Origin of the sequence: Mycoplasma sp. P36-A1 (assembly GCF_049478495.1) — a bacterium.
In the GTDB taxonomy this organism is placed as follows: Bacteria; Bacillota_I; Bacilli_A; order JAJDGJ01; family JAJDGJ01; genus P36-A1.
This window is the reverse complement of the sequence record NZ_CP168083.1, coordinates 492,555-506,940: the sequence shown is the minus strand read 5'-3', so window position 1 is coordinate 506,940 and position 14,386 is coordinate 492,555. Positions and strand designations below refer to the sequence as shown.

General features: G+C 29.1%; 14 protein-coding genes. 3 read left to right on the top strand and 11 right to left on the bottom strand.

The window, feature by feature from the left end:
* Nucleotides 1-265 precede the first annotated feature (265 nt).
* The 3 genes from ACD762_RS02245 to ACD762_RS02235 form a co-directional block, all read right to left on the bottom strand.
* On the bottom strand, nt 266-1,321 hold the full coding sequence (locus ACD762_RS02245; protein WP_412893762.1) for a tyrosine-type recombinase/integrase: 1,056 nt from the start codon (nt 1,319-1,321) through the stop codon (nt 266-268).
* A complete protein-coding gene (locus tag ACD762_RS02240; RefSeq protein ID WP_412893763.1) occupies nt 1,308-1,550 on the bottom strand; it encodes a hypothetical protein in 243 nt (80 codons plus the stop codon). Before ACD762_RS02240 ends, ACD762_RS02245 begins: the two co-directional genes overlap by 14 nt.
* Nucleotides 1,551-2,081: 531 nt before the next feature.
* Entirely contained in the window at nt 2,082-2,555 is a 474-nt protein-coding gene (locus tag ACD762_RS02235; protein WP_412893764.1) for a sigma-70 family RNA polymerase sigma factor, read from the bottom strand.
* Between the two features lie 500 nt (nt 2,556-3,055).
* Between ACD762_RS02235 and ACD762_RS02230 the strand changes: the two genes are divergently transcribed.
* Nucleotides 3,056-3,649 (top strand): TetR/AcrR family transcriptional regulator, encoded by a 594-nt coding sequence (locus ACD762_RS02230; RefSeq protein WP_412893765.1) that lies wholly within the window; start codon nt 3,056-3,058, stop codon nt 3,647-3,649.
* Between the two features lie 113 nt (nt 3,650-3,762).
* Nucleotides 3,763-4,899 (top strand): alpha/beta hydrolase, encoded by a 1,137-nt coding sequence (locus tag ACD762_RS02225; RefSeq protein WP_412893766.1) that lies wholly within the window; start codon nt 3,763-3,765, stop codon nt 4,897-4,899.
* A 264-nt stretch (nt 4,900-5,163) separates the two neighbouring features.
* On the opposite strand, the gene ACD762_RS02220 is transcribed toward ACD762_RS02225, so the two are convergent.
* From ACD762_RS02220 to ACD762_RS02200, 5 genes are all read right to left on the bottom strand, one after another.
* Nucleotides 5,164-7,377 (bottom strand): AAA family ATPase, encoded by a 2,214-nt coding sequence (locus tag ACD762_RS02220; protein ID WP_412893767.1) that lies wholly within the window; start codon nt 7,375-7,377, stop codon nt 5,164-5,166.
* Nucleotides 7,378-7,685: 308 nt separating this feature from the next.
* The gene (locus ACD762_RS02215) at nt 7,686-8,285 is read right to left on the bottom strand and encodes a hypothetical protein (protein WP_423364230.1); all 600 of its coding nucleotides are present in this window, start codon (nt 8,283-8,285) and stop codon (nt 7,686-7,688) included.
* Nucleotides 8,242-8,529, bottom strand: coding sequence for a hypothetical protein (locus ACD762_RS02210; protein ID WP_412893769.1), 288 nt, complete (start codon nt 8,527-8,529; stop codon nt 8,242-8,244). The genes ACD762_RS02215 and ACD762_RS02210 overlap by 44 nt, the downstream gene beginning before the upstream one ends.
* Nucleotides 8,530-8,640: 111 nt before the next feature.
* Nucleotides 8,641-8,922 (bottom strand): hypothetical protein, encoded by a 282-nt coding sequence (locus ACD762_RS02205; RefSeq protein ID WP_412893770.1) that lies wholly within the window; start codon nt 8,920-8,922, stop codon nt 8,641-8,643.
* A gap of 18 nt (nt 8,923-8,940) precedes the next feature.
* Nucleotides 8,941-9,321: a hypothetical protein gene (locus tag ACD762_RS02200; RefSeq protein WP_412893771.1), complete on the bottom strand. Its 381-nt coding sequence runs from the start codon at nt 9,319-9,321 to the stop codon at nt 8,941-8,943.
* Between the two features lie 145 nt (nt 9,322-9,466).
* Between ACD762_RS02200 and ACD762_RS02195 the strand changes: the two genes are divergently transcribed.
* Complete coding sequence (locus ACD762_RS02195) at nt 9,467-9,655, top strand: hypothetical protein (protein WP_412893646.1); 189 nt, start codon at nt 9,467-9,469, stop codon at nt 9,653-9,655.
* Here the strand turns inward: ACD762_RS02195 and ACD762_RS02190 are convergent.
* From ACD762_RS02190 to ACD762_RS02180, 3 genes are read right to left on the bottom strand one after another with little or no spacing between them, the layout of a single operon-like run.
* Nucleotides 9,608-10,426: a hypothetical protein gene (locus ACD762_RS02190; protein WP_423364229.1), complete on the bottom strand. Its 819-nt coding sequence runs from the start codon at nt 10,424-10,426 to the stop codon at nt 9,608-9,610. The genes ACD762_RS02195 and ACD762_RS02190 overlap by 48 nt on opposite strands.
* The gene (locus ACD762_RS02185) at nt 10,402-13,164 is read right to left on the bottom strand and encodes an SNF2-related protein (RefSeq protein WP_423364228.1); all 2,763 of its coding nucleotides are present in this window, start codon (nt 13,162-13,164) and stop codon (nt 10,402-10,404) included. The genes ACD762_RS02190 and ACD762_RS02185 overlap by 25 nt, the downstream gene beginning before the upstream one ends.
* A complete protein-coding gene (locus ACD762_RS02180) occupies nt 13,164-14,351 on the bottom strand; it encodes an HNH endonuclease (RefSeq protein WP_412893644.1) in 1,188 nt (395 codons plus the stop codon). The genes ACD762_RS02185 and ACD762_RS02180 overlap by 1 nt, the downstream gene beginning before the upstream one ends.
* Nucleotides 14,352-14,386: the final 35 nt, after the last annotated feature.

The following is a 14,386-nucleotide window of genomic DNA, read 5'->3' as shown; positions in this document are numbered from 1 at the left end:
CCATTGTTGCAAACTTTGTTGCAAGTCATGAGATTCCACCGCAATTCATGGGACCTGGGGAGATATTCCTTGTTCTTCACTAAGAACACATTACCATTGGCTCTTAATTATCAGAGATTTATACCTGTTGCGTTGAAGATGCATCATTGTTGCAACCACTCGGGTTTTTTAGTGTTCCCACATGACCCTCAGTAATCTCACACGTAAAATCCCTAGTCCAGGAACTATGCGCCAGAGAATTGAAGAGAGAATATGTGGTCTCCCTTTAGATCTTGTTGATTGCATCAATTAACACCTGCATATCAAAATGAGTATAAACCTTTTCAGTAAGTGACATTGCTCCAGAGTGACCAACAATCTTCTTAATGACTGTTTGGTTTACTTCAGCTGTTGCTAATAGACTTACACAAGTATGTCTACAACAGTGAGGAGTCTGCGTCATATCTAACCTTTTCATTAAAGGCATAAAATAAGAATCGTAATAGTTACGATATGAGAATTGTTCATTGCTTGGTGAATGTATTAAGTATTCACATTCATCTGTAGATTCATACCAACTTTTAAAGAATGGTAAAACTTTATCAGCAATAGGCACTCTTCTTATACCATTAATAGTTTTTGATTCAGTTACTTCAAACCACTGTTCATCAAGATGGACAGTTTCTTTTTTTAGATTAAGAAGTTCACCTATTCTTAGTCCTGTATATATAAGGATAAGGACTACTTGATAATAAGGTTCATCACTTCTCTTCCAAAGTTCTTCTATATCCTCAGTTGTAAAGTTTTTACGATTATATGCATTAGGATTAACATCCTTATATTTTGTTATATCAATAAAAGGAGAATAATCCTTATTACATATATCATTCTTTAATGCATACTTATACATCTGAGAGAATAAATATTTTAATCTCTTTAAAGACGGATAATGCTTTCCACATGTATCAATCAGTCTTTGATAATCTGCTGTTTTTAGATCTCTAAATGCTTTACTGTGAAGTGATTCTGCAGTTATATAAGCTGCATGATATGAATTCTTTTGTCCAGGTGTAATCGTTCCATACTTTTCAAGACTATATCTTTCATATACTTCTTTAAAAGTAATTTGTGCACTATCTAAATCATAAGGATTATTGTGGTAATCTGCTAATATCATTTTACCTTCCCTACGAGTAGCTGCATATCCGATAATAACCATTTTTGTTTTAACGGTTTCCTTCTTTGGATCAATATCATATCCACTTACAACTCTAACAACATAAGGCTTTCTTCTATTTCCGCTTAATTTGCTTACGCTACCGAAACCTTTAGGCGATTTCATTGAAATATCCTGTCTCTTCCCATACTCTTTTATCAGAGCAATAGTAAGTATATTCACTTGAGTCGTTAATCTTCATTGCACAACCAAATGTTAAGATACCTTGTTGAAGAGCTAATCTAATATACATTTCACTTTTATTCATAGCTTTAGCTAACTCTGAAATAGGAACATTACGTCCTGTAAACTTAGGTACTTCTAAATACGGTTTGTTTTCTTTTATGTTTTCCATATATATATCATCCTTTCTCTTGTTCTTATTTAAAACGCGTAGCAATTAAGCTACTGTCAATATACTGAATAATCAAAAATCTTACTAACATGCAAAAAAATAATTTGCACATTAAGTAATAATGTCGATAGGTATTTCTATCTGGTTCATAGCAGGCCCTTAGTTAGAGGGCCTTCATTGGAATCTCACCACCCCGTTCTACCGAGGGCCATTACGCAAGTATCATTATCCCCTATATATAGTTACGGCCATAGCTGTGACTATCAGCTTTACGTATTGAACCTATTCAATACCACTCGCATTCTTGTAAATAAAGAATATATGCGCATTCTTGTATCGGCTATTACATACAGGTAAAGTACTACTACACCTATTCAATTTTCAAGGATCTAATAGATTTGTTTACCAACAATCTAAAGGGCAATTTATTTCCCTTCATCTATTACCATGGAATTTGAGAATATATAGGGCATATTTTGAAATAAAATAAAAAAAGTTACTGAATTGATCAGGTTCAGTAACTTATAAGGATTAATCTTCTTCACTCATTGGATTAATTTTAATGATTTGTTTAAGTTTCTTTAATGATGTAATTAATGATTCACTAACTGAAGATTGTTTAACACCTTCTTCTTTAGCAATCTCTACAGTGTTCTTACCCTCGTAAAAATACTTATGTACTCGTCTTTTTTGAATATCACTTAAATTAGATATTGCTTCTTCTAATTGAAGTTTTGCATTCTCCATTTTTAATTCAGTTTCTTTAGCACAAAGTATTTCAGCAGGAGTTGGTACTTTATTAATTGCATACTTTTCCAACCATTCATATTGATCCAAATAATAATAGGCCTTGTTTCTTCTAATCTGTTCTTTATATGTATGTTCTGCTCTATAATAGTCATTGAAAACATCTATCAATTCAACTTTAAGTTGAATTATAGTGTCTTTTTCATACAAGCTAGGATACAGATCTCTTAGATTAACATCTACTAAAAGACAGGTCATTTAAACATCATCCTTTCATGAGATGAAAGGTATTGATCAATTACCTCTCATTAACTCCCATGAAAATTGGAAATGTATAGGGCATTTCTTAAAAAAAGCGCAAAAAAAAGTACAGCATTAAATAAATACTGTACTTTGAGCGCATTAAAAAGATTATATTCTATTGTGGTTATTATTCTTTCTGATAAGTTAAGATGGATGTGATAAATGCCGTTATCTTCCAGTAACATGTAATCATCCTGGATAAACTATAAAAAAAGCTTTCCTATCAGACATATAAACACACCCTCTCTTATATTATACATCAACCCTGTGTATAATTAGTATGCTCCCAGTGTACAAATAAGTTTACAAAAGCCCATAAAATAGCGGTTAAACAACATTTTCATTTTACATTTACAATACTACTAATTACACTAAATTATTTTTATATATTAGTTTGTATCAACAAGTATATATATGATAGAATATGCTTACATATAAAAGAGGAGTGGATTATTATGACAACAAAGGAAAGCATACGTGATACTGCTGTTAGGCTTTTCAATGAAGAAGGTTATGAAAATGTTTCTTTAAGAAGGATTGCTACTGAAGCAGGGACTACAATAGGAAACTTGACATATCATTTCAAAAAAAAAGAAGATTTAGTTATTGAAATAGTTTCCGAATTACATGATGATTTTTCATTTTTCTTTTGTTCTTCTTTAAAAGGGAAAGACTTATTAGATGATCTAGTAAAATCTTTTAATAAGGCAGAACAAAATCAATTAAAATATCCATTCTATTTTATCAACATTAATGAACTCATTATTGCATCAGACTATTTTTCTAAACTTAATAATGATTTTCAAAAAAGGCTATATACTTATTACGTATCTTGTTTGTTAGTCCTTCAAGAAGATGAGATTATTGATACATCAGTTACTCTAGATCAAATCCATAATATTGCTACAGTTTTTATATCAATAATTACTAATTGGTCAACACCATCTTCAGTTTCGAATAATCCATTAATAAAAAGTTCTACTATGCAAAATGCATTACAACAAACACTTATCTCTTATTTAAATCATGAATATAAAGGTTGTTTATAAGTAAGAAGAGTAACTAAAGGTTATTCTTCTTTTTTTATATTGACTTCTGTTACAGTACATTGTACTATAATAATATAAGAAAACAGTACATTGTACTATAAGTAGGAAAATTTATGGCAGTACGTGGACGTCCTGGAGCACAAAACCCAGGAAGAATGATTGCAGGTGGAATGGACATTGCAGACTTTATTGAATTAACAAAGAGAACTGAATGTGATTGTACTTGTGTTGGTAAAAGTTTTGAATTAGTTCCAATGGAACAAAGAGAAGACTTCGTAGATGTGGCAGAAGAAATTGGTGATCGCCATTTTGCTTATGCAAAAAAATTAGAAGCTGAAGGGAATCTATTGTCAGCAAGTCATTATTATGGAAGAGCAAATGCATTATTCCGTGTAGCTGATTATGGTATCCATGATGGATTAACTGATGAGAAAATGAGAATCTACGGAAAAGTTCCTGTAACTTTCCAAAAGCAATGGGAATTAAGTGGAAGCAACTTTGAAACAGTCAACATTCCATATGAAGGTAAAAATATGCAAGGTTATTTCTGCATACCTGATAATACCCCTACAGACTCACCAGTTTTAGTATTTATCCCAGGAGCTACTGGATTTAAAGAAGAAAACTATGCAATTGCATATGATTTCTATGAAAGAGGAATTCCTTTTATCATCTTCGATGGTCCTGGACAAGGAACTAGTTTATACTTTGAACATATGTGGCTTAACACTACTAACTATATTGGTGCAGTTAAAGAAGTAATAGATTATGTAAAAGCGGACTCTAGAGTTGGGAATAAAGTTGCCTTATATGGTATTTCATACGGGGGATTCTTAGCTACTCAAGCAGCATGTGAACTTAATGATGATATTTGTGGGCTAGTTGTCCGTGGTGGTACAGATAGAACAGACGATTTAACTAAACATCCATGGGTTGGAATACCTAATTTCTATTTAGGTGGATTCCAATTGAAATTTAACGAACCTGATTTAGAGGTATGTTCAAAGATGTCTACTGAAATGTGTGTGACAGATAAATTAAAGAATATTACTGTTCCTACACTTATTATCCACACTGAGAAGGATCCAATTATTGGTGTGGATGGGCCAAAGAGAATTTATGATATGATTTCATCAACAGACAAATACTATGCTGAATATCCAGGTCAAGCACATTGTGTAAATGACCAAATGGATTCAGCTGGATGCTTTGGATCTGATTGGATGGTAAAAAGGATGTTATCTAAATAACTTGCATTAATTCAATGTCATATAAAAAGGATGTATTTTAACAAAACAAAATAACATCCTTTTTTCTTTTATCTTCGTATAATAAACAATTATGTAACTACAAAAACAAGCTATGGTCACTTTAGTGTTGACCACAGCCCGTTTTCATATTCTCGATGCGTTCTAGAGGGCAATTTTGATACCCTATTTTGTCGGAAAATCCAACATATTTTTGGGGGGTGCAAAAAATAGGTTAAATTTGACATAAATTTTATAAAGTATTAATTACTCCTCTTCCATCATCATTTTATAGTGTTCTTCATGTTTCATGTTTACAAACAATTCTCTAAAGACACGCTTATATCTATCGATGGAATCTGTATAACTATCAATGTAAAAATCATCTGGTATAGAATGAGATCCATCATTAATCCAACTTATTAAAGAACGACATATTGTTTTATCTTCAACAGAATCAAACGATTCAACTATAGTATCATCAATTTCCTTACCTAATATACCAAAGTAGTTTTCAATAATTCTTCTCATAATATTTTGTGTTGTTACTAACGATGCATTTGTATTCGTTTTTAATTCTTTCCACAACAATTCATACGAAGTTTTTATTGGGTTTTCTTTTCCAAAACTACGTATAGATGTTACATTATAATCTTTGCTAATAATCCAATAATTAACATCGTTACACTCTTTTGTTCTTCCATTAATAAATGAAGCTTCTTTATGAAAGAAAACATTATGCGTAAGGACAAACACTTGTTTAACGTTCGATTTATTTTCACGTACATCTTTTACTAGTGATTTCACCATTGAACTTACTATATATAAAACAGTGCTATCTAAGCTACTAATTGGATCATCTAGAACTAGGACTTTACTTGAAGATACTTTTGTTTCATCCATTGAACCCTTAGCCAGTTGCATAAAATAAAGGAATGAAATAAAAGTTTCTTCTCCTTCACTCAATGTATTAGTTGCTAACGTTCCATCCATTCTTTGAATCTGATAACAATTATCCATTTGCTTAGACGGAACAATTTGAAAATTTGTAAACCCATAGGCTCTTAGAGATCTATTTATTTCATCAACAGTAGGCTGAACACTTGTAATATTTTTACCAGCCTCTACAATCTTTTCATTAAGCTCATTTAATTTAATTTGACAGTCTGATATTATAGTTGCTATTCCTTTTATTGCTTTGTCTATATTTGCTACATCTTTTAAATAATCTTTTATTAAACTAGAATTTTCAGTTACTAAGAATTCCCAAATATCATCAACTAGTTTTTGCTTTTCATCATTGAAATTATCAACAATTGTATTATGCTTATTAATTACTTCATTAGCGCTATTAAACACTTTAAGTATATTTTCTATTGCTTGTTTACTTTTAGATATTTCTATACAACTCCCCGGTTCTCGTGTCTTAGATTCCATTTCCACTATAACAGTTGAAAAAGAAGATTTTAATGAATCTAATAATGCATTTGCTTTTACAGTATCTATATTAGCTATATTAGTAGTATGTTCATCATTAACAATAGCCATATATTTTGATTGTAATTGTTCTGAGATACTTCTATACTCTGTTACTAATTCATTTATGTATTCAATATCATTTTCATACTCACCATTAAAAAAATCATTTAACTGATTTTCTAAATCCTTAGTAATTGTTTTTTGCTGACAAAATGGGCAAACACCATCTTCACCTATGTATGATCTTCCTTTATTAACCCAATCAGCATTATTTAGAAATCCAATTAGTTTTGCTATTGGGACATCTTTATTTCCAACGATAGTCTTTGACCAAATTGGATCATTTTCAATTATATCAAGTCGTTCAGTTAAACTAGTATCGTTTGTATTTATTGGGTTACATAATTCTGGCTTTTCTGAAAACAACAATTTTGAACGTTCTATGATTGATTCTCTTGTTTCAGCTGATTGATGAGATATATTATATTTATTAATTACTTCTTCTTTAAATTTTTCTCTACTACTTCTTAGCCCGGAAAACGCCACTTGAAAATCACTATCATTTTTCTTAAAAATATTACTCCACACATTTTCTTTAAATCTTGTATCAAGCGCTTGTCTTTCTTCATTTTTTCCTTTTAAGGTTCTCTTTCTTATTTCAGAATCAGCGTATTTATTTTCATAATCTGTTTTCATTTTCTCAAGAGCTTCAATATCTTCAATAGCATCTGCTCCTAAGGTAAAAACCCCTGCAATATTCTCTTTAAAATGACGCGCTCTAAATTCCTTATTATAAACAAGCGTATCCATTGGATTATCATTTTCCCATTCAATTGTACATGAGTTGTACTTAGAATCTACTGAGTTATAAAGGTAATTACTTATTGTGGATTTACCACTTCCGTTTGGTCCATAAAAAAAATTTATTTTCTTACAGTCCTCTATCTTTTCACCTTCAGCTGAATATGTTGCACAATTTGACATATATATTGATTTAATCATTCCTTATCATTCCTTTTCTATTCTATTTTGTTTAAACTTACGGATTACATATTAAGATAATTATAGCATATACATAATTTACAAAATACAAAAAAAGAAGAGTTATGGGAAACTCTTCTCAGGTACTGTGATGGATTATTTTTAAGTTTTTTGGAAAGGGATCCACCACATATATATTATGTATCATAAAATAAGTAGAAATATCAATTACAGTATCTGTATGATTTTCTTTAATATTAGTTTGGGAAATACTACCGAAAAACCGACATAATAGGGTATTATGCGAAGTAACCTATTTCCGCCCTATTTTAAAGGGTTTGAAGCTTGGCGTATAATTCGCTCAATAGCTGTTGTCTCCAATTATTCTCTAAGCTTTTATCTTCTGAAATCATTGGATAATAACATGCTTTATGTACTCTTTTTCCTTTTTGCCTATTTGTAGTTTTGTACAAGTAATAATCATCACTGCCTTCTTCTATAGCAGTAATAGGCCCTAGCCCCTTACATAATACAAATTGTTTGATTTCAATATTATCACTACTAATATTAATTTTTTCAGGATGAATATTTCCAGTTTTATAATCGATATTTGGTCTAGATGCGTTAGGATCAGTAACTTTATTTTTGATTATATTTTCTCTAGCAAGTTCTAATATATCTTCATCAATTAAATAAGGACTAAGTGCTATATTATCATATTGTATTGAATCATCATTAGATATGATTTTATATTCATACCAACATAGATCTTTTAATGCTCTTTTTCCTCTATGCAATTTAGGATTACCTTTACAATCAGTATCTAGTTCTAATGTTATTCCACAATCTAATACAATATTAGAAATCAATTGTTTGCTAGATATACTATTTGCTAAGCCATGCATCATTAAACTTATTCCTAAACTCATTCATTATATCAGAGAAAGTTTTTAAAGTACTATCATACTCTTTTACTTTCTTTTCAAAATCCATTCCATTATCTTGTGCTAACGAATCCCAATAGTACGCAACCATACTGATTGCGGGTAATTTCCCAATACGTGCTTTAGTAATATTAACACCATGTTTAATATTACTTGGCGCGTTTGAATTTAAGATTGGCTCAAAAATTTCTCTATCTAAATAATCCAAAATTTCTTGTTCTTTACTCATATATTTTTCCTCCTATTTAGTTAATATATTTTGTATCTTCAACAATTATCAGATGATCTTTCAAATGCTCTAATTGATTTAGAGACATACTTTTTAAATAAGTTACATTCTCTATATCCTCACAATCACCTTTTCAGCTGAAAATGTACGTCCACTATAAATACATTTATCAGATGATAAATAACTATATCTATCATTAAGTAAAATAATCATTATATTTCTACTAGTTTTTATAAATTCAAATCCATCTCCAGATTTGATTTTTTCATCTAATATATCAAACAAACATTGATCTGAACTATTAGAAGTATCAAACTCAGAGAAATCTGAATTTATTATTTTCATACCTACTATTCTACCTACAGGTATACCAATTAATGTATTTGAATTCATAATATACTCCTTGTAAATCTATTTAAATCTATAAAAAGAGCGTTTCCTACTTAAACCATACTCAACAACTTTTCTTGGCCCTAGACACTCAATATCATCACGATCTTTTATCATCATAAAAAAACCGCGACCAAGTCTTGCAGCTCCTGAGATACCAATATCATCAATTAGTTGCTGGTACTCAGAATTTGAATACAAATCCGGTATAGAAAACTCGTCTTTATTGTCTTTATATTTTTCTAGTGCTCTCCTCAATGCATCTCCTGCTGTAAAAATTTCATTTTCTAAAGCTAAGCATTGTTTGATGTAATCAGTTATGCTTAAATTTTTTTTTGCAGCAGTATTCTTTACTTGCTCATATTGATCTTCCGTTAATTTAAAACTTACATTTACTGTCATAGTTCATCCTCCTCGTGATGACAGTACTACTGTCGCTTATCACTGTACTACCAGTGTATCACTGTGGTTTATTTTTTGCAACACTTTTTTAAATTTAAAGAAATTCTTTAATTTTTTGAGTATATATTAATAGGAGGTGAAATAAATGGATGATAATAAAATAATAAGTATTGTTTTAGAAATTAATTCAATAAAGGAACTACTTGTGGCTTTACAACAACTCGCAGTAAATGATAATTTGGATTTTATAAATTTAGATGACTACTTAACAGTACCCATTGGTTCTCTAATAACAATTTCTAATACACTTATCAAATTTAAAAAGACTCAATAATGAGTCTTTTTTGGTAAAATTCCTTCATAAGTGTTTTCTTATTTTTTTTAAACAAGATATTTCAATATGATTTAATCCTCTTCTATTTGAATAATGAGGATAACCATATTCATCTATAAAGAATACCTTTTTCCTATATTCTTCTGCATGCTCTGAACATAATAAAATATAGTTATAAGTATCATATATACTATGTTCTGAGTTTATTAATACTAATCTCAGATTATAAACATTACTTTCTTCACAAATGAAGCAATAATTTATATTTTCTAAAACTCTATTAAATAATTTGTCACCAAGTTTTAAATCTTGGTAATTTTGGTAATCACTTTCAGATAAAGATGATGTATATGAAAATCCTGGCAAATCTATATATTTTTTAATCATCATATTTACTATGTTAATAAATAATTTCTTTTGGGATTCATTATAGTTGTCAAAATCATAATCAAACCACAATGAATGTTCATCGAATTCTAAATACTCGACTCTTGATTTGATTGTATCAAGTGTTGCCAAAACATAAGTTCGCATATCTTCTGGTTTAAATAGCTCTAAACATTGAATCATGCGATTTGAATTTCTTTTTCGTAATATTGGATTATCCAGATAGAATCTATAGGTATATACTACAAATTTTTTGATATCTATTTTTTTTTGCGAGAACAGATCTTCTTCTTTAATAAACAATAAAAAGGAAATCATTCCATAGTCGCTACCAACAGCAGAATTAGAATCCAGACTCATTAATGCGTTAAATAATTGTTTCATCGTATAATAAACTCCATACTTATCAAATTCTCGATATTTATTTCTTTTTTCTTTTCCTTTGATAAATTAACCATCAAATTATTACGTCTTTCGTTTATTTGATCTTCTGCCTCAGCTAAAGAAATCCATGATTGTGATATCTTTTTACTTAGTTTATGAATTTCACTTTGAATTCTTTCTTTTTCTAAAATATCTTTTTCGTAATTAAAATCCATCTGTAATATTTTTCTTTTCTCTCTCATTTCTTTTACTTTCACCTGAATAGACTCTATTTGATTATCAGCCCATGAATTAATGTATTCAGATTCATCTCTAAATAAATTTTCATTTCTTAATTCTATTTCATTAATTGTTTTATCTATATCAAGATTATGCCTTTTGTTCAGTTCACCGAAATCTGTAGTTGTTACTGCCGTTTCTGCACACTCTAATTTAAGCAGTTTATGACATATATCTCCAGGAATTATTGTACCATCATCAAATCTCCCTGATAATACTAACGATTCTGTTAACTCAAACGAATTATAAGTAACTTTTGATACTACAATTTGTCCAGATTTATTTTCAGTATTATCAATAAATCCTATTTTAGCATTACTATTAGTATAATCTAAAGTATTCTTACTCAAGTTATTTCTATTTTTAGCAACCAATAAAACCCTTTGTCCTAGCTCACTGTTTAAAGAACAATAATGATAATTTGATAAATTCTTTTTTTGAGTAGAAACATAATAGTTCTCATTTGATTTTTCCATTTTGAAAGTAAAATCATTTTCATTGAATTTAGCATCATTAAAATATGTGTATTTTAATAATTCCCAAAAGATGATTTCATATTCATTTACAAGTTTTGTAGCCTCAACATATTGTAAGTCAAATGATCTTTGGACTTCCTCATCAAAGTATTGCTCTAGCTTATCCTCTGAAATTTTCAAAGATTCTTTTATTTCTTTATCAAACTCTTTTTGCATTTCCTCAAACGCTTCATTTATCTCTTCAGGAGTCCTACATGAGGTATATATTTTTTTAATCCTTAACTCAATATCTTCTGCAATATTAGTATTTCCTAAAATCAAATCTGATGATCCAAATGTCTCTTCAAATATTCCAAGTTTTGTATTCAATAAAGTGTATATTCTGTTATCTATTGAGCTATTCTTATTAAGCATATTCATTACTATGACATCATTTTTTTGTCCATATCTATGACATCTTCCAATTCTTTGTTCAATTTTCTGTGGATTCCAAGGAAGATCATAATTAATCATAATCGAGCAAAATTGCATATTAAGTCCTTCAGCCGCAGCATCTGTTGCAATCAGTATTTCATATTGATTTTCAAAAGCATCAATAATTGCTCTACGCACATTTATTGATTTATCAACATTTGAAGATATTTGATCTGTTTTCTCCAACCATTCACAATACAAATTATTAATTTCTTTTGAATTGTTTTCTCCATTGAACGACAATATTTTATCGTATCCATCATTTTTTAATCTATAAGCTAAATATTCTTGTGTTTGTTTTGATTCAGTGAAAATAAGTATTTTTTTATTTCTTGACGAATCTTGTAAAAGCAATTCAAATGCACTATCTATAGCTTTTTTTAAACTCTCATATTTACTATCAATTGTTATTGTCTTAGAGAATTCTAAACACTTATCTATATTTTTTATTATATTATTTATATTTATATTCGGTTTGTTTGCAATTATCTTTTCTTCTTCATCATTTTCTATATCATCAATCACTAGTAATTCTTTATTTTGCAAATTATACTTCATGTTTGTTAATGTTTTACATACAGCATAAGAAGATGATGATAATAATTTTTGTAGCAATATAATCAATAGTTGATTTTGTCCACCGGAATATGATTCTAAAAAATCATCACTATATAATATACTACTAACCATTTCATAAAATTGAGATTCTTTTAAAGTACTTTCATATTCGAACACTTCCACAAGTCGCTTCGTATATTTAATATATTTAACAACATCTTTTCGTAAAGTCCTTACAATGTATTTTTCTAAAATACTGTGCAAATCTTCTTTATTTAAGTTGTAGTTGTTTATATACTTGCTTTTAAATAATTCAACATCACCAAAAATCTCATCATCAATAATTGAAATCAAACCAAACAATTCCAATAGATTATTTTGAAATGGAGTAGCAGTTAACATTAGTTTTTTTGTTCCTGCAAAAGCCTCTTTAATTGCGGGGGCCATTACACCGTTTGATTTATAAACATTTCTCAATTTATGAGCCTCATCAATAACAACTAAATCAAAAGTTGAATTGAATAATTCCTTATTTAAATAAATTGAATGTAGCGAAGTTATATATATTTTATCTTCCCATTTAAAATCTGCACTCTTGAATTGTTTACTACTCAATAATGTTGATTCCAAGAAAAATTTTTCATACAATTCTTCATTCCATTGTTTCATTAATGATGCAGGGGAAATAATTAAGATTTTTCTTTTCTTTTCATACCAATACTGAGATATTACCAACCCAGCTTCTATTGTTTTTCCTAACCCCACTTCATCAGCTAGTATTAACCCCTTTTGAAAAGGCGTTTTAAAAAATGCCAAAGCTGCATCTATTTGATGGGGGTTTAAGGAAATTTTAGAACCCATTAATGATGTCCCCAATTTTGAAAAATCTTCACCACTTTTTTTTAATTGAATATAGTTTGAAAGATATGTAGCCTGACTTTCGCTAATCATTATCTTTTAGCCTCTTTATTTTGGAAAGTAGCATTATGTTCCATTAAATATGCAACTCTTTCTTCAGTTAGTAAATCAGCAGGCAATACAAAATCCCTATTCACATTTAATAGTTTCAAATCTTCATCAGATAAAAGTTTAGATATTTCTATTGATCCATCCATAAAATTAAATGTTATTAAATATCTATCAAATAATTTGTCGTGGTTACAGCAAAGTAATAAACCATTATTTGTGTCGATTTTCTCATATACATTAGAGTTAGCTGCAGGTTTAATATGTGAACCAATTAATAATTCTTTATTTTCAACTCCACACATTATACAATGACAATTTTGTGTAACCATTAAATTGTTCTTAAATACACTTTGCACATAACTATTTCTAGATACCGAATTAACAAGTGTTGTACCATCAATTCCATATTTGTTGGCTAAATCCACTAATTCTTTATACATGATTTTATCTTTTTTTTCTATTTCATTAATTTCTTCTTTTGTAATTTTCTTTTCTTTCAAACTACTATCCGCAATATTTGATATAACCTGACTATCGAACGTTAAAGTTCCATTTTCCTCTTTAAGCACTTCAAACAAAGTACATAACTGCAAAAGACTAGGAACCCTGTTCTCACCAGTAGATGTTCTTGATCCACGTTCATATGGTGTTGGGTCAATATCATAAATTGTTTTTGTTGTTTCAAAATAATCATCAATAAAATCTTTTCTTTGATTATAATAAAATCCATATTCTAACAAATATTCTCGTAGAATTTTAAAAGGAATAGATGAAAAGAATACATTTTTAAATTCATCATATAAATTTGGATTAATAGTAACCATCTGTTTTTTTACGTTTTTTATATTAGCAAGTCTAAACCCTTCATCAAAGTCTGGTGATGCACTTCCAAAATAATCGAATATTCTTTTTCCTTCACTTGTTAAATCCAATATAAAAGAATCGCCTATTGCAGAACCTAACGAAACAAGGTTCAACCCAATCATTAATTCTGTTGTCCAGGCATAACCAATATTATTTTCTAAATTAATTTTTCTATTTCCATTTTTATGTCTCAAAGAGTTATTCCCAGCTAAATAAATATAATTAAGAATTCTACCTACTGGCGCTGGTCCTGAAACTATATTTTTAAATGCTATGTTGTGTTGATCAAGATTAAAAGTTTTCATAATTCTCCCCTATTCTATAGTATTTTAATAATTAT